General features: G+C 37.1%; 11 protein-coding genes, 1 other RNA gene and 2 pseudogenes. 4 read left to right on the forward strand and 10 right to left on the reverse strand.

What is annotated here, in order from left to right; all coding sequences use genetic code 11:
* Nucleotides 1-205 precede the first annotated feature (205 nt).
* Entirely contained in the window at nt 206-1,003 is a 798-nt protein-coding gene (locus M3152_RS16600; RefSeq protein WP_251696841.1) for a helix-turn-helix domain-containing protein, read from the forward strand.
* 15 nt (nt 1,004-1,018) lie between these two features.
* Here the strand turns inward: M3152_RS16600 and M3152_RS16605 are convergent, their stop codons facing one another.
* Together M3152_RS16605 and M3152_RS16610 are read right to left on the reverse strand one after the other, a co-directional pair.
* The gene (locus tag M3152_RS16605) at nt 1,019-2,113 is read right to left on the reverse strand and encodes a copper resistance D family protein (protein WP_251696843.1); all 1,095 of its coding nucleotides are present in this window, start codon (nt 2,111-2,113) and stop codon (nt 1,019-1,021) included.
* Nucleotides 2,114-2,665 (reverse strand): copper resistance CopC family protein, encoded by a 552-nt coding sequence (locus M3152_RS16610; RefSeq protein ID WP_251696845.1) that lies wholly within the window; start codon nt 2,663-2,665, stop codon nt 2,114-2,116.
* Between the two features lie 85 nt (nt 2,666-2,750).
* On the opposite strand from M3152_RS16610, the pseudogene M3152_RS16615 reads away from it, so the two are divergent.
* Nucleotides 2,751-3,080 (forward strand): annotated as a pseudogene (locus tag M3152_RS16615) (cation diffusion facilitator family transporter); the annotation flags it as partial.
* A 124-nt stretch (nt 3,081-3,204) separates the two neighbouring features.
* On the opposite strand, the gene M3152_RS16620 reads toward M3152_RS16615, so the two are convergent.
* The 3 genes from M3152_RS16620 to M3152_RS16630 form a co-directional block, all read right to left on the reverse strand.
* Entirely contained in the window at nt 3,205-3,531 is a 327-nt protein-coding gene (locus M3152_RS16620) for a four-helix bundle copper-binding protein (RefSeq protein ID WP_251696847.1), read from the reverse strand.
* 216 nt (nt 3,532-3,747) lie between these two features.
* A complete protein-coding gene (locus M3152_RS16625) occupies nt 3,748-5,916 on the reverse strand; it encodes a transglycosylase domain-containing protein (protein ID WP_251696849.1) in 2,169 nt (722 codons plus the stop codon).
* A 244-nt stretch (nt 5,917-6,160) separates the two neighbouring features.
* Entirely contained in the window at nt 6,161-7,201 is a 1,041-nt protein-coding gene (locus M3152_RS16630) for a threonine aldolase family protein (RefSeq protein ID WP_251696851.1), read from the reverse strand.
* Between the two features lie 219 nt (nt 7,202-7,420).
* On the opposite strand from M3152_RS16630, the gene M3152_RS16635 reads away from it, so the two are divergent.
* Nucleotides 7,421-8,290, forward strand: coding sequence for a polysaccharide deacetylase family protein (locus M3152_RS16635; protein WP_251696853.1), 870 nt, complete (start codon nt 7,421-7,423; stop codon nt 8,288-8,290).
* Nucleotides 8,291-8,441: 151 nt separating this feature from the next.
* On the opposite strand, the pseudogene M3152_RS16640 reads toward M3152_RS16635, so the two are convergent.
* A pseudogene (locus tag M3152_RS16640) lies at nt 8,442-10,522 on the reverse strand (transglycosylase domain-containing protein).
* Nucleotides 10,523-11,101: 579 nt separating this feature from the next.
* Complete coding sequence (locus M3152_RS16645; RefSeq protein ID WP_251696855.1) at nt 11,102-15,340, reverse strand: ATP-binding protein; 4,239 nt, start codon at nt 15,338-15,340, stop codon at nt 11,102-11,104.
* A gap of 485 nt (nt 15,341-15,825) precedes the next feature.
* On the opposite strand from M3152_RS16645, the gene M3152_RS16650 reads away from it, so the two are divergent.
* Nucleotides 15,826-16,377 (forward strand): NADPH-dependent FMN reductase, encoded by a 552-nt coding sequence (locus tag M3152_RS16650; RefSeq protein WP_251696857.1) that lies wholly within the window; start codon nt 15,826-15,828, stop codon nt 16,375-16,377.
* Nucleotides 16,378-16,475: 98 nt separating this feature from the next.
* Here M3152_RS16650 and M3152_RS16655 read toward each other — a convergent pair whose 3' ends face one another.
* The 3 genes from M3152_RS16655 to ssrA all read right to left on the reverse strand — a co-directional run.
* Nucleotides 16,476-17,018: a hypothetical protein gene (locus M3152_RS16655; RefSeq protein WP_251696859.1), complete on the reverse strand. Its 543-nt coding sequence runs from the start codon at nt 17,016-17,018 to the stop codon at nt 16,476-16,478.
* A 244-nt stretch (nt 17,019-17,262) separates the two neighbouring features.
* A complete protein-coding gene (locus tag M3152_RS16660) occupies nt 17,263-17,427 on the reverse strand; it encodes a hypothetical protein (RefSeq protein ID WP_251696861.1) in 165 nt (54 codons plus the stop codon).
* Between the two features lie 183 nt (nt 17,428-17,610).
* Nucleotides 17,611-17,738, reverse strand: a transfer-messenger RNA (tmRNA) gene (ssrA, locus tag M3152_RS16665); the annotation flags it as partial.

Below are 17,738 nucleotides of genomic sequence, written 5' to 3' on the forward strand. Positions count from 1 at the left end.
AATTGGATTATTCGCAGGGAGGTGGATGTTAAATTAAATATAAGTACCAAATAAAAAGGTAGGCATCCGTTTCTTAGATGCCTGTCCCTTAGTCTATAATCGGAGTAGCTGTCATAGTCATTTAGAATCATTTCAAACTTTTCTCTACACATAGTATCCTTTTTGATCCCTCCCATCTATATAGAGGGCAAAGGGGGAATTGTAAATGACACACTACTTGAAAGAATACTCACGTTTCAACACGATTGAAGAAATGGACGCTGCAGCTGAACAGCATGTGAATACACACTGGGATGAATTGACGAAATCAGACCGCCAAGTGCTCGACATCATCCGTCGATACTCTGTCAAATACGGAGCGGCACATCTGAAACACGGAACGATCGAAGATGCAACAGGGAAATCAAATGTGACGGTAAGACGCGCAATCCGCAAACTCGTCAACTTAGGCATTATCGAGAAAGTCCATTACATACGCCCGGTCATGAGCGGACTCGGCGCTAACATTTATATCATTTTACCCTTCGATGACCAAGGGAAAATGAACGACCGAGACAACGTTGATAAACCGCATGAGGACGAGGAAAACGAGCAACTTCCAGCAGGTGAAGCTCTTCTTTCTAAATCTCTATTAAAATCTAAAGATCTTAACTACACGTCTCCTACGGAATCACCGAAGTTATCCACAAGTCTTTTCAGTCGGATGCAAGAACTGCTTGCCTCAACAATCGGTGACACAAAAATCGCCCGTGAATTTTACGGAATTCACAGGGCCATTTCCGGAAGGATGCTAAAATATGATATATATAAAGACGACAAGTCTGTCTTCGAAGACCTTGCGTATCGTGCTTTGATGATCACTGTAATGGCAACAAAGAAGAAGGCTATCCGTAATTTGCCGGGGTATTACAAGGGAGTGTTGGACAAGTTGGTTGATGAGACGTATTTCAAGGACATTTTTATGCTGTTTGATAAGCCAGTGGAAGGGTTTTATTGTCCGTGAGTTATTGACCTTTGTTTATTGAATGCTAGCCATTAACCCGAAATATAGAGAAAGGACACAGAACATTCCCATGAAAAAAGGAACTACTGCAGGCGTCTTTTTTCTAAAGCTGTACATGATCAGCCACATAAAAATAATAGCTACGATGAAAAACAGTATATTTAACGTGTTTAACCCGAATTCCAAACGCATTGAAGGTTCAATGACTCCTGAATAAAAATAATCGAAAATAGCCGAAGGGCCACTACCCGCGAGTGTGATCTCAATACTATGCGGAGGCTCCTGTTGTCCAAGCATGCCGGTCGACACAAACGTAAAGAACAGGAGAATGCTTTCGAACTTTAACCAAGGTATTGGGTTGATTTGTTCTTGCCGTTTCAGTTTTCGCCTGATCCAAAATCCATTTATAAAAGCAAAAAACAAAACCGGAATAATCGTCAGGTGCTTCATCAATAAGGCTTGTCCATATGGTACTGTCCAGGCATCCGGGTATTCGTTCACATTTATGACCAATGTCATAAGGAATAAACCGGTTCCTGCTATTGTAAGAAAACATACGATCGCCAAAGGGGTAAACCACTTTAAATAAGAAACCCAATTCTCTAGGTCCTTTGAACACCAACCGACGATCAGGAGGATTCCGATCCAAACCGTGACGGCTAAAAAGTGCAATGAATGGAAAACGAATCCACTCCATTCCGTTAGCGAAGCAGCGTGGCTTGCCCATCCCAATGCAAAAAGCAGGACTAGAGTGAAAGCGAGAGCAATACCAGACAGCGCTTTACTCTTCAAAACCGGGAACAGTGACACAAAAAGGTAAAAGAAGATTGCAAGTATGACTGTAAGATTCCATGCCTTTCCTACTTCAAAACCACTCAGGACGCTTTCCAACGTAGTGAACAGGCCGATATCCTCATATAGAAACAGAATGACCCTTAGCACTGGAGCAGCCGAAAAGAACACAACTCCCAATACTGCCAATTGGATTATCCGCTTCGGGATATGAATAGTAGGCTTCAATTTTTCCGGGATGAATTGAATGATAAAAGCGCCCATCAATAGCGAGAAGCAGAGATACAGTAAACTTTCCGTTAAATAAATCCAAATCATTTATTTTTGCCTTCTTCCTATGATCCAGCCAAAAAATCCACCGGCTATTGTAAATAAGACGACAAGTATTATCACTAGAAGATCATTCGAAGCAATTTTTGAAGGGACTTCAACCATTTGCTCTTCCGACTTCTCTACTGACACTTCCCTGGGTGCATTAGTTGTTTCTCCAGATTCTCCAGAATCAGCGGGATCATTTAATTCTTCTTGATTTACCTCGAATGAATAGGTTCCCTGAATCGGATGACCATCTGCACCAATAATTTTCCATTCGACTGTATATATACCATCATCTAAAGGTTCGTTAAATCCGCTTATCATCACATTGTCATTCACTATCGTATTTCCCGTTATTTCCTCGTTGTTCTCACTAAAGATTTTCACAGTACTTGTCGATTCGATATTTGTATTAAACTCCAAAGTAATTTCATAAATATCGTCAGCTATAATGTCACCATCGGAAGGTGTCGAACTTGTTAAACCTGTATGTGCAGAGGCACTCGCTGAAAATGCGAACATTAATATCAGTGCCGCAATTATAATCCTCTTCATGTCTTCCCTTCCTCCTAATAGCGGAAATACCGCCTTGAATTCAAAGTAATTGTAACAGAAAAGCACTCTTAAAAGTAATCGCCCTCCCTGGCTCGATACACTAACTGCTCTTATCGTCGGATTATTAATTTGTAAAACTGCTTGGGATATCTTTAAGCAAGCCTACCAAGAACTGTTAGATGGATTGATGTTGATTTAAATTTATCAAGAAGTCATCGCAGAAGTGGATGGGGTTAGAGGGATTAAAGAAATAAAAGGTAGATACTACGGAAATAACGAGGTTATCGATATTGTGATACTTGTAAATCCGACGCTGAATATTACAGATGCCCATAATATCGCTACACAAGTGGAAAAGATCATGATCAATGATTATGGAGTATATGATGTACACGTTCATGTTGAGCCTAATTAATACCTAAATCCCCCGCTCGTTTTCACGACGGGGGATATATAGCTTCCGATATAAGTCTATATTTGGCCGACAACTCACTATCCGTTGCCCAGCAGCTTCTCGGGATAGCTCCTTCAATGAACGTTTACGCCACTGCTTGACGGCATGCTTCCGCGCATTTTCTGCAAGATTCGGCACAGCGTTTGCAGTGGTCTGCCTCATGTTTAGCACACTCTTCCGCGCAACGGTCGCAGACCTCTGCACAAAGCTCCAAAATCTTATTTGTGAACGGGCTATTACGCATTATCGCCTGCGCAGCGAATGCACAAACATCGGCACATTCTCGGTCCAACCGAATGCATTCAGCCATCATCTTAACATCTTCTTCTTTCAAACATGCATCGAAACAAGTATTGCATTCCTCCACACATTCTAGAATCACTTTTAGGGTTTCTGCATATTTCGTATTCATGGATTCACCTCCTGAGTTTTTCATTCGGTGTATTTTTTCCCTTGAGGAATTATTTTAAACGGGAAATGGTTTTGTGAGTATTCTACCCCATTATCGATACATGCACTTCTACCCTGAGTTCAAGCAAAAAACCGGTTCCAATCATCTTACTATAATGATTTGAACCGGCTTGTAGTATTCAATTAATGAGAATCGTGCACGACCAACCTGCACCGTTCAATCATCATCATCATCATCTTCTTCTTCCGACTTATGACTTCTCTTTTTTTCTTTATCTTTCTCTTTTTCCCGTTTCTTCTGTTCCTTTTCTTCTCTCTTCTCTCTCTTTTCCCTTTCTTTCTCTCTTTCCTTTTTATCTTTCTTCTCTCTTTTCTTCCGGTCTTTCTCTTTTTCCTTCTCCTTTTTCCTCTTCTCTTTTTCTCGTTTCTGTTCTTTCTCCCTCAACTTTTCCTTCTGTTCCTTTAGCTCTTTTTGCTTTTTCGCGATTAATGGTAAATCAAATTTCTTCGTAGGCAATTCACTGATCGATCTGGATAGGACTTCCCCGAAAATTGGCGGCACTGTAAAACTACTAGTCGATGTTAAGTAATGTTCGGAATCCGTTTTATCATAGCCTAACCAAACTGCACCTACGATGTCCGGTGTATACCCGACGAACCAATGATCCTTTGATCCATCCACACCCGTGAATGGCAGCTGAGTAGTACCTGTTTTACCGGCTACATCCATCCCTGAAAGGTGAGCTTTCTGGGCTGTACCTTCTTCGACAGCACCTTTCAGCATATAGGTCATTTGCTGGGCAACTTCCGCTTCTGTTACTTCTACAGACTGTTCACGCCATTTGCCAATGACTTCGCCTTCTGAATCTTTTATTTCTACAATCGCATGAGCTTCCATCATGACCCCATTATTCGGAAATGCAGAAAAAGCTTGAGCCATTCGCAAGGGTGATGTACCTTTGTGCAAGCCCCCTAATGCTAGGCCAAGATTATGATCATTTTCATCCAACGGAATTCCGAACCGCTCTACGGCGCGCACTCCTTTTTCAATTCCAATCTGATGCAAGAGCCAGACGGGAGGGATATTATACGATTGAGCGACCGCATCGTACATTGTCACTTGTCCTCTGAATCTATGATCGAAATTCTTGGGAGAATAGCCATTAATGTTGATTGGCTCGTCAACGAGCATATCCGAAATTTGATAGCCTTGCTCGAGCGCAGCAGTGTACACTAGTGGTTTCAAGGTCGATCCCGGCTGTCTAACGAGCTGGGTCGCATTATTGAAGCGTCCATACGTATATTCTCCTCTGCCCCCTACCAAGGCGGTAATGCCGCCCGTTTTAGGATCCAAGAAGACCGCAGCGCTTTGAATGAGTTGATCGGGCTTACTCTCTGGAAAGTAACTTTCATCCTCATAGACTTCTTCAAGGGCATCTTGGATGACAGGATTTAACGCTGTCTTTATATGTAATCCTCCAGATAGCACTTCATTTTTCGTTAGTCCGAACTTGTTAACAGCCTCGTCAATAATATGGTCAATATAATATGGGTACTTCCCTTTATAATTAGGCATTGTTGAATCAGCTAACACAATTTCTTGGCCGATCGCTTCGTCGAACTCTGCTTGACTAATATACTTTTCACTTTTCATTAACGATAAAACAATGTTACGTCGTTCCATCGACTTCTCCATGTCCTTATAAGGAGATAGATGAGTAGGTGCTTTAATCAATCCCGCTAATGTAGCAGATTCGCTCAACGTCAATTCGCTTACATCTTTCCCGAAATAGACTTCCGCAGCTCGTTGAACACCCCATGCCCCTTCGCCAAAATAGATTTGATTCAGGTAGCGTTCCAGAATGTCATCTTTCGAATACGCTCTCTCAATTTTCATCGCGATAAACAATTCTTTGAATTTACGAGAATATGTACGTTCCTGCGTCAAAAACGCATTTTTCGAAAGCTGTTGAGTGATTGTACTCCCACCAGCAACAACTTCTCCTTTTAATGTATTTTGAGTAAATGCCCGGGCAATCCCAAAATAATTAACCCCAGTATGTTTATAAAACTGCTGATCCTCCACGGAGATGACTGCTTCAATCAACTCTTTTGGTATTTGGTCCAGACGAACTCCTTCAATGTTAGAATTTGAAATTTTACTTACGATCTCTCCGTTTTGATCATAAATAAACGTCGGTCTCGGTTCAGGTACTTCTAGTTTACTCACATCACTTGATGCTATTAATTGATTCACCTTGACCAATCCACCGAGGACTACAAGTAGCATTACAAGTAATAGTATCCGGATAGGCTTTTGTATGGAAGACCATTTCTTCTTTCTATTCAATTGTTTCTGTTGCTGCTTATGTTCCGTTCTTTTCATATGTACTCCACCTTCTTTATTACCTTTCGAGCATTTAAGTTTAGCTGTTGGGAAGAAGAAACTCAATATGACCAAGGTTCGGTATTTCTAATCCAAGCCCTTCGTCCAAAATAAACCCCGCTCATTTTTACAATCCTTCGTAGATGCTTTTATTAATATCATAAATAGAAGCAATAGATAAATAAAAAAGTTGGAGTCTTAGACAGATCTAATCTGAACTAATCTCCAACTTTTTAGTAAACCATTAATAATCCATACTCTTAATATCCTCAATCAGTTTTTCAACATATTCCTTTTTTGTAGCCCAACTCGTACAAAATCTCACAACACTTTGCGTGTCATCGACTCTTTCCCAAAAGGAAAAAGAATATTTCTTGCTCAATTTACTCAACACATCATTCGGTATAATGGGAAACTGTTGATTTGTCTTGGAATCATATCTTAATGAAAACCCTTTTTCAACAAACGCTTCTCGAATCATTATCGCCAAGTCCACCGCATGCTTAGAAATCTGATTGTATAAGCCATCTTCAAACAAGGTTTCAAACTGAATTCCTAATAATCTCCCCTTTGCAAGCAGCCCGCCATTTTGTTTGATGTTATATCGAAAGTCTTTCTTAAGGTCATCATTTGTAATGACAACCGCTTCTCCAAACAAAGCTCCTATTTTCGTACCGCCGATATAGAACACATCACAAAGTCTGGCGATATCTTTTAGAGATAGATCATTGTCTTTTGCAGCGAGGCCATACCCTAATCGAGCTCCATCCATAAATAATGGCAAACCACATTCTCGACAAACTTCGCTTAACTCCTCTAATTCAGATTTACTATATGTCGTCCCATTCTCGGAAGGGTGAGAAATGTAAACCAAACCTGGCTGAACCATATGCTCATGTGTGGCATCGTTCCAATGAGCATCATATAAATCTTTTACCTGTTTTGCATTGATTTTTCCATCATCACTCGGCAACGTAAGAACTTTATGTCCAGTGGCTTCAATTGCTCCCGTTTCATGTCCTGCAATATGACCCGTAATTGCCGAAACGGCTCCTTGATGCGGGCGCAATATGGAAGAGATAATCGTAGTATTTGCTTGTGTTCCGCCCACTAAGAAGTGTACATCCGCATTCTCTACATCACAAGCGTTTCTGATATAACCCCTGGCCCTTTCACAATATTCATCCATACCATAGCCAGGCGTCTGATCCTCATTGGTTTCCAGAAGTCGATTCAGAATTTCTTTATGAGCACCTTCTGCATAATCACTTTCAAAACGTATCATTTAGTATCCATCCACCCTTGCAGTAATTTCGTAACACTAAACATAAAACCTATTTCTAAGTATATCTTCTTTGATTAAAATTAACTAAATCTTTGCTACAGAGAAAAAGATTTACTTAAAGCCACACTGTTTCTGCGAATAATATATCCACTTGAGTTAACCATAACAATGGTGATGATAAATAGGCTCAGTTATGGAATAAAAAAAGGAGATGAATGGATGCAAACTCAACTATTCAAGTGGTTGTTGGTGACGGGGTTTTTATTATGTTTGCATGTAACGGATAGCTTGACTGTTCATGCGAATGACGAACGTCTAGTATTTGTAACTCAGGACAAGACAGAAACAGTCGTACAAAATAATCAGGAAGAAGATTTGCCTGACCTTGACGGAGGTTCCGAAAGTTCTACTCGGGAACTACAGCAGCCTGTTGACCTACGAATTTTACAACAGAGATATCCGGATGTTTTTTTCTTACGAGGTCCTACGGATCAAAAAAGAATTGCTTTAACTTTTGATGATGGGCCAGATCCTCGTTTTACAAATGAGGTGTTAGATGTATTAAAACAGTATAATGTACCAGCAACATTCTTCGTTTTAGGTTCAAAAGCCGCTGCTCACCCTGATATTATTAAGCGCTATGAAGCTGATGGGCATGCAATCGGAAACCACACTTACTACCATCCTAACCTTGTTGAAGAATCAGACCTCGAGACGCTCGAGCAGGAAGTAACGAGAACGGAAGATGTCCTTAACGACATACTTGGTTATCGGACAAGCTTATTTAGACCACCGTATGGCTTCTTATACAATGAATTAGTCGAGAAACTTGGAGACATGAATTATTTCGTAATTGCGTGGTCGCTTGATACGTTGGATTGGCAAGAAGACCCGCCGGAAGTTATTGCGTCGAGCGTATTAGATAACATCCATCCTGGCGCAATTATTCTCATGCACGATGGTGCAGAATCGAGTGGCGATCGAACGAATACAATTGAAGCGCTTCGCCAAATTATTCCGACATTGCAAGAGCAAGGGTATAAGTTTGTTACAATTCCTGAGATGTTCAATATTCCTGATAGGAAATAGAAAGAACCGTCTCCAAACATCTAGCTTTGATGATTGGAGACGGTTTTTTAATTTAACAGTAACGACTATGACCTCTTTATTAATCTTTGCCTTTGTCTTTATCTTTCTCTTTTTCTCGTTTCTTCTTTTCTTTCTCTTTTTTCTTCTCTCTCTATTCCCTTTCCTTCTCTTTCTTTTTCCGTTCTTTCTCTCTTTCCTTTTTGTCTTTTCTCTCTCTTTTTTCCTTTTCCTTCTCTTTTTTCTTTTCCTGTTTCCGTTTCTCTTCTTCTTTTTTCTGTTCTTCCTTCTTCAATTTCTCTTTCTGTTCTTCGAGCTCTTTTTGCTTTTTCGCGATTAATGGTAAATCAAATTTCTTCGTAGGTAGTTCACTCATTGACCTTAATAGGACTTGCCCGAAGATCGGTGGCACTGTGAAACTACTAGTCGATGTTAAGTAATGTTCGGCATCCGTTTTATCGTAACCTAGCCAAACCGCACCGACGATGTCTGGTGTGTAGCCGACGAACCAATGATCCTTTGATCCATCGGCACCCGTGAATGGCAGCTGGGTGGTACCTGTTTTACCGGCTACTTCCAGCCCTGAAATTTGAGCTTTCTGGGCGGTCCCTACATCGACAGCACCTTTCAGCATATAGGTGATTTGCTGAGCAACTTCCGCTTCTGTCACTTCTACAGATTCTTCACGCCATTTTCCAATGACTTCGCCTTCTGAATCTTTTATTTCTACAATTGCATGGGCTTCCATCATGACTCCATCATTCGCAAATGCAGCAAAAGCTTGAGCCATTCTCAAGGGTGACGTACCTTTGTGCAAGCCCCCTAATGCTAGACCAAGATTACGGTCTTGTTCTTCCAATGGAATTCCGAACCGTTCTACGGTGTTCACACCGGTTCCAATTCCGATGTTATTCAAAAGCCATACAGGAGGGATGTTATACGATTGAGTGACTGCATCATACATTGTCACTTGCCCTCTGAATCTATGATCGAAGTTTTTCGGAGCATATCCATTAATATTGATCGGTTCGTCAACGAGCATATCCGAAATTTGATAGCCTTGCTCGAGTGCAGCCGTGTAGATAAGTGGTTTCAAGGTCGATCCCGGTTGTCTAACGAGCTCGGTCGCATTATTAAAGCGGCATACGTATACTCTCCCCTACCCCCAACCAAGGCACTGATGCCACCTGTTTTAGGGTTCAAGAAGACCGAACCGCTTTGAATGAGTTGATCGGGCTTACTCTCTGGAAAATAACTCTCATCCTCATAAACTTCTTCAAGGGCATCTTGAATGACAGGATTCAACTCCGTGTAAATATGTAATCCCCCAGAAAGCACTTCATTTTTCGTTAACCCATACTTGTTGACCGCCTCGTCGATAATGTTGTCAATATAATATGGATACTTCCCTTTATAATTTGGCAATGTCGGATCAGCTAAGACAATTTCTTGACCGACCGCTTCATCAAACTCAGCTTGACTGATATACTCTTCACTCTTCATTAGCGATAGAACAATGTTGCGTCGTTCCATCGACTTCTCCATGTCCTTATAAGGAGATAAATGAGTAGGTGCTTTAATCAATCCTGCCAATGTAGCAGATTCGCTCAACGTTAACTCGCTTACATCCTTTCCAAAATAGACTTCCGCAGCACGTTGAACACCCCATGCCCCTTCGCCAAAATAGATTTGATTCAAGTAGCGTTCCAAAATGTCATCTTTTGAATACGTTCTCTCAATTTTCTTCGCAATAAACAATTCCTTGAATTTACGAGTATATGTACGTTCCTGCGTCAAAAACACATTTTTGGAAAGCTGTTGAGTGATTGTACTCCCACCAGCAACAACCTCACCCTGTATGAGGTTTTGGGTAAATGCCCGCGCAATCCCAAAATAATTAACCCCATTATGTTTGTAAAATTGCTGATCCTCAACAGAAATGACTGCTTCTATCAACTCTTTTGGTATTTGTTCTAGATGAACTCCTTCAATGTTGGATACCGAAATCTTACTAACGACCTCTCCGTTTTGATCGTAAATAAACGTTGGTCTTGGTTCAGGTTCTTCTAGTTTGGTCACGTCACTTGAAGCAATTAATTGGTTCACCTTGACCAATCCACCAAGGACAATAAGTAGCATTACAAGTAATAATATCCGGATAGGTTTTTGTAGGTTAGACCATTTCTTCTTTCTGTTCGATCGTTTCTGTTGCTGCTTATGTTCATTTCTTCCCATTTGTATTCCACCTTCATAAATGGCTTGCGAAATTACAAGTTTAGCATAGAATTCAAACTTAATTGCAACGAGAAAATTCTACCAACTGAGAACGATTTCCTAGGTTTTCGTTTCTTTTAACCCCTCTAATTTAATGAATACTGCCACAAAGAAAAGGTAGCTCTTAGTTTGCCCGGGCATTAAGGAGCTCCTGGTAAAGCTTGTTGATGAGAATTACTTCAATTATATTTTTTCTAACTCAGACCTTTATTTTAGCTGCAGTACCCCCTTTCCTCATCATCTAGTTGCCTTTTGACCACAAAGTATAATAAAAGGTACCAGTCTCCAATACATTACGAAATAGTACGGAGAGTGGTACCTAAAAAAAATTCATCCTATATTTCAGGTGTAAACCTGAGCATTTTGAGCGAAGAGTTTCGATATGAAAAAACTCAGTTTTCGTGATATCCAGAATTAAATAAAGGATAAAATGTCATGATGACTATAATTAATCCTCAATATTTCCCAAACTCCTAACCATATCCATCGTCTTCATATCATATGCCGCTTTTGTATCAAAAAAATCTTTACCTCGTTAAATTAAAATCTATCTTCCATTTCTAATACCTTATATTGATCCAATATAGCGTGTTCTATATCAGCTCCAATTTCAGACCAACATAGGAACCATTCTTCTTTTCTACTGCGCTCAGAAGTCTTCTCCATATAAAAATTCCATACTATTGCTAGGTTATTTTCTCTTAAATATTTAGTAAAATAATCTGCTCGGAATAACAAGTTGCTATCATATCCCATGTACTGAGCATCAAACGTAACTAAATTGTCATCCTTATCCTTCCATACTCCTTCAGTAATTTGTTTTAATTCAAAAAAACTAACCAAATTCGCATTTGGTAAAAGGTAACTACAAGAAGTTCTTTCGCTCGTAGTATAATTAATATTTGACTCCCACCTGTATTCCCATATCGCATCTTCGCACTCAACACCCTCATTGTCCTCTTTATAATATAGATCTGAGAAGGAAGGATGCCAAAAATATTCAAATGCAAAAATACTATATGTATTTGCCCAAGATACACTAATATTCTTTTTATTCTTTAATTTACTCGAGATATATTTTTCCTTATCCTTGTCTCCTATAATAACTGCTTTTGACTTTATACAAAATTCATCTCTATCAACAAACTTTTTACCATTTTCTCTTTTCTGGATCAGCAATTGGCCTAATGAAATATACTTATTGCCTTCATACTCAATATATATAAATTCATCAAGTATATTAAATTCATCTTGACTTTGCGCCCAAATTTTATTGGGCTTATTCGGCAAGTAGTTCCTTATTAAGTATAAATCATTATCTTTTATTGGGTACTCTAACAAGCTCGGATCAATATTTCTTAAAAACGGTTCCCACGGTCCATTGTATTTCTTGTAATATTCCTTTTCAATCTCTAGTATGTGCTCTTCTTCGTTTAAAGTTTCTTCATTTTTTTCATCGACTAACTCCTTATTATTCTCAGATTCACCTTTTATAAGGCTATCAATAAATAGAGAGAATTTCTCACTTTCTAATCTCTTATATTTTTCATATTCAGGAGTATATAACTTTTTCTCTTTGTACACAGGCCAGTTGTCTGTTAATTTAGCCACCATCTCATATAAAGCAATCCATTGGTACTTTTTGCCTATTCTCTCTATGGAATTTCCATGTCTATCATAATTTATTAGTTGCTTATCATAATAACCATGTAGTTCTTCATTATAGCCATATTCGAGAATCCTCATTGTAGCAATATTACTTAAATCCTGATCATTAAATTGATTTCTCCAATCATATAGTGCACTACCAAAGGTGTATCTTCCAAAATCTCCATAAGCTCCTGTTCCTCTTCCATATTCAGTTGTCATAGATCTAGTTATTTCATGAAATCCGCAAAATTCTGTATTAGCTAGTTGCTGCATTTCAATTAGTTTTTTATCTACATCTTGTAATGTATAATTTCGTTCATACCATTTGCTAGAATAGGGAGGATTAATTTTTGCAAAACGATCAATATTAATAATATCTTTATTGATGGCTAATAAAATAATTCCTCTCGCATAATCTCTGATTAGTACATGCGGATAAACTTCGTCTTGTTCGAATATTTTAGTATAAATAATATCAATTATTTTCTCTAAGTCTGGAACCTCATTTATTCTAAGTATTGCGCCATAGGTACTTGCTAGCATTCTTTCCAATACATATGGGTCGTTAACATCAATAAACTGATTAATATTCTTTAATATGATTGATGGTTCTTCCATATATAGTTTTACTAGTGCTATGGTAGATATGTCTCTTAAATTCCGATCTGAACTGGTAAACAGCCAAATAATGCTCAATGAAAGCAATTCAAAATTTTCGTGATCGAAGTGTTTAAAACTCAAATTTTTATTTAAAATAATTTCGACAAGTCGTTTAGGCACTTCTGAATTATTATTTATAGAGATAGTCCAACTTCCATCCCTTATTGGCATAGATAAAGAATAAAGTTTATCATGTAAAAAGTTTGCATTTAAAGGGGATCCAATCATGTAAGACTGCTTTAACAAACTTTCATATACTAAACTTTGTAAATCAATATCTTCTTGACTTAAACATAAGTGTATCAATTCTAAAGTTCTTTCATCAGTATTCTGTATATTCCTCCATGATATTCCTCGAACAAAGGCTTCAGCTATATCAAAAGTTATAATACTACTGTCAAATAAATCCACGAATTCTTTATTTAGTTTTTCGGGAACAATTATTGAGAGGCTCTCGTAGACCCCATAATAAAATTGATTGTCTGAAGCAAGCATATCCTCAAAGAGATTACAATTATGACTATATTGATCTAATAAAACTAGCGATATATATATATCCGCAAATCTTTCATACGTGAAATATACTAAACTTTCGCCACGATACCCTGAATTAATTGTCAATATATTTTCTTCTTGCAATCCTAAAACCAATTCTCGATAACCCATCGTGTATGGACTAGCAACACTATTTATTATTTCATATAGTTCACTTAATTCAATGCTATAAAATTTATTCTCAATAAATTTCGCAGCAATTTCTTTCAATATTTTATCAACCAGGTTTAAAGAGTCAGTATAAGAAAATCTTTGATCTATTGATAGCCTACTATTAACCTTTACTATAAACCTTTCTAACACCTCAACTATACTCCAACCTCTATAACCTGCATACTCTTCTTGGAATGCTTCACAATATATTTGCAAGAATAGAGGGTTATAACACTCATTTTCTAATGATGGAAATACTAATGGATTTATTTTATAATAATTAAAAAAGGGCTCTAATGCATCCAAACTTAAATTCTTAAATCCACTGTGTTCTATTTTATGTAACGGAAAATCCACCTCAATATTTTCAGGTATTACACTTCTAATATAGTTACTTCTGACTGACAAGACTACAGCGATATTTTCAAATTCCCTTATTGTATTCAAAAAGTTCAATAAGTAATTTTTCCAAAAATATTTACCTTCTCCCTCATTTAAAGCATCTATGATTATTACAGTTCTCTTATTTTTATGTTTTGCTCTATTATCAAATTCCTTTAGAAAAGATTCTTTAGATCCTTTATAATCAATCAAATCAAAGATTTGTTTGAAAGGATGATCGTGACTATTTAGATGTTGGCCTAATACCAGAAAAACACTATGGCCTTCTTGCTGCAATCTTTTAGCATTATCAGCCAACAAATGAGATTTACCTATCCCTGCATCTCCATATATTAATAAATATGGCTCATTAATTAAAACTGGCTTTACTGAGTTTATATACTCATTAAATTCTTTTTCATATATATTTATTTTGTAAATTGGATTAGTTAATTTTTCCCTGGCGTTCTTGTTCCCTTCTTCATATAACTTGTATCTAACCCCTTCAATCTCTGCCATAAGGCCGTTAATCTTTTCAATAAGATAGTTAAAATTTTCATATTCATAAAATTCTTTATCCCTAAGATCAACACTGTTTAAATATTCAAAGAATTCATCAATAAAGTTTATATTAAGGTACCCCAGTTGCTCTTTATATTTATTGAATACTTCACCAAACTCTTTAATGCCAATTTGTAGATTGTCTATCACTACACTAAATTTCTGAAAAATAACCTCACTAGTCACTAAAGAATCAAATATTATATTAAAATTCGTCTCTACATTCGCCTCAGATATATATCTTTTGCCTAAATCCATTATGTTACGGTTTAATATTTTTTCTAAATATTCGTCGTTATACTTTTCCAAATAAGCTCTTTCTTGAATATCCACTAAGTTATTTTCAAAATACTCTTTTAGACTGTTATTACTTTCTATGATGCTATTATGAATGTTGGATAAAATATTCATTTCTTTTGAATTAAAACTATTATCTCTATGGTCCTCAAGATATGTAATCAAATCATAAAGATATTGTTTTATAAGTGGATGATTATCTATTTCTTCTAGTTGGACAGATTTTCTGTAATTATTTATCTCATTAATTGCTAGATTAGATAATTGCTTTATAAACGCTTCCTTATCAATCGATATAAAAGTAGCACCAAATACATAATTGAATATCAAAAGTCCATTCTTTTCATCATTTAAAAATTTTTGGAACGCATTAGAATCAATAAAAGTGTCTTCATATTCTCTCTTAAAGTGTTTTATCTTTTGTAGTTTCCTTTTAATCCTCCATTGTTCTATCAAAGTTCCGCTAATAAATGTTGTTACCTTTCCAATTAACGGTTTTATATAAAATGGAATATCTATCATTATCTATACCTCACTATATTGTTTATAGGCAATCTAAAGACGTGGGAATGTACGTTTCATTTACAGTAATCATAAAATTCGATATAATTTCTCATGGTCTTACTATTTTTTTACTATTAACCTAATATTAAATTAGTTCATAATTTAAATAGAGTAACACTTTCAGTAACCTATTTTACATAATCGAAACTAGCCGCCACAATCATAACCTTCTAATATACTATTTAAATTGAAGCATATAGGTACATTGTAAGGATAATCAAATGAGTATTCAATAAATACTGTAAAACAGTTCGGCAAAAACATATCAATTTATAGAAGAAAATGAATTGCTAAGTCGAATTCTTCTTAATCATTTAGCATCTTAAATGAATGGTAAAGTGTTTGCAAATTTTGAATCAACTTGTTTGACTTAACTATCACGATAAATTAATAGATGGGATGGAATTTTCCTAATATACTTACACAAGGATTGGTGATTAAAAATGGTTAAAGTCGCATTGATCAGTGGTAGTTTACGAAAGGAATCGTTCTCAACAAAAATTGCTAAAAGTGTAGGAGAGTTATTTCCTGAGGGCTATGAAACTCAACTCGTAGAAATCGGAAATCTTCCACTCTATAACGAAGATATTGATACAGAAAGCAATGTTCCTGAAGAGTACACGACATTCCGAAACGCCATTAAAGAAAGTGATGCTGTACTTTTTGTAACACCTGAGTATAACCGTTCAATCTCTGGAGCATTGAAAAATGCGTTAGATGTGGGATCACGTCCTTATGGGCAAAGTGCTTGGGATGGCAAGCCAGCAGCAGTCATTAGCCAGTCTATTGGTAATTTAAGTGGATTTGGCGCGAACCATCATTTACGTCAAAGCCTTGTATTTTTAAATATGCCAGTCGTGCAACAGCCTGAAGCGTACCTTGCAAACTCTCCAGAGTTATTCGATGAGAATGGAAAGTTGAATGAAGGGACTGCAGAGTTCTTACAGACCTTCGTAGATGCTTTCATTGATTTAATTAATCGACACAATCGATAAACAAAAAAGAAGCATGCTCTCTCCAACCGGAGAATCCATGCTTCTTTTACTTACTGTTCCATATCACTATGTAGAGGAAGGGAGCTAAGTGTTCCCTTTTACTTATCTAAATACTTCTCCATTCCCGTTATCAACAATAGATAGTTATAATAATTTGATTCTACAACTTCAATGTTTGGTTTATCCCACTCAGTTCCGTAAAGTCTGTAGCCACTAATAAAATTTGCAAACTTAAAATACTCCGCTCTTGAAAACAGCGTAAACATAAATCCTATTTTATCAACTAACTCCTTATTCAGTATCATCATGTTATCATCCGTTAGCTGACTAATTTGTTCTACAGGGGTGTTGGGAGGAATATTCTCGTAGTCTTCAAAGCTATATTCACCTGCATGAAGATCTTCGATAGTACCACTACGAAAGATTTTTTGTGTTGTCCATACAGCTAAATCCCTGATGACCTTCTCTAGAGGTATTTTAAAGTCTACTTCAAATTGTTCGCTATGCATTGCCCTTAAGAGTGCCTCATTCCGTAACTGCTCGTTATCCTGATTAAATATTTCACTTAACTCTTCAATAAGGATAGAATCTAGATCGTTGAACTTTTCATTAATAATTTTTATAAGTTCTGCCTTCTTCATTCTCTCGCCTCCAAGCCATCTGTATATACTCTTCAGTCTTTCACTATAATTGTAAAATTAATACCTTTTAGGGACTGCTTAAAAATCCTCTCCATTATATTGTGTGTCATGGTATTAACAACTAAGGAATAGGCCCTCTCCTCCTAATAGCCTAGCTTCTATTTGTAATACCTACCATTTAATTTGAAGAAGAGAGCCTAGATTAAAAAAACATAGGAAGATTTTATTCTTCCTATGTTTTCATTCATACTATTATTTTTCTGTTTGTTTTTGTTTTTTCTTTTTTCTTCAAATACTCCGCACGTAATTTTTCCAGGTGCTGCTTTTTATCAAATTTGGCCGGCTGGTTTTTTTCATGATACTTTGTCACAGCCGCTTTACCTTTGTTATCTAATTGATATTTCCCCAATTTGTTCACCTACTTTTCTTTTCTCGTCTATATTAAATATAATGACCTTAGTTTAATGAAGTATACCTTTTACCTATAGAAGATGATTTCAAACTTGTGCATATTCTTCAATTCACATCATGATTATGCCAAAAGTATTCCAGTTCATGAGAAAAGCCAGTGGCATCAATGCTCACTGGCTTCTTATGGAGACGGCGGGAGTCGAACCCGCGTCCAAAGGCTCTGCTACTTCAGCGTCTACGCGTGTAGATTGACTACTTGCGATTCGCACTGCATTATGCCGTCAATCAAGGCGTCTTGAGCGCTATCCT

This window comes from Sporosarcina luteola, from assembly GCF_023715245.1.
Classification (GTDB): Bacteria; Bacillota; Bacilli; order Bacillales_A; family Planococcaceae; genus Sporosarcina; species Sporosarcina luteola_C.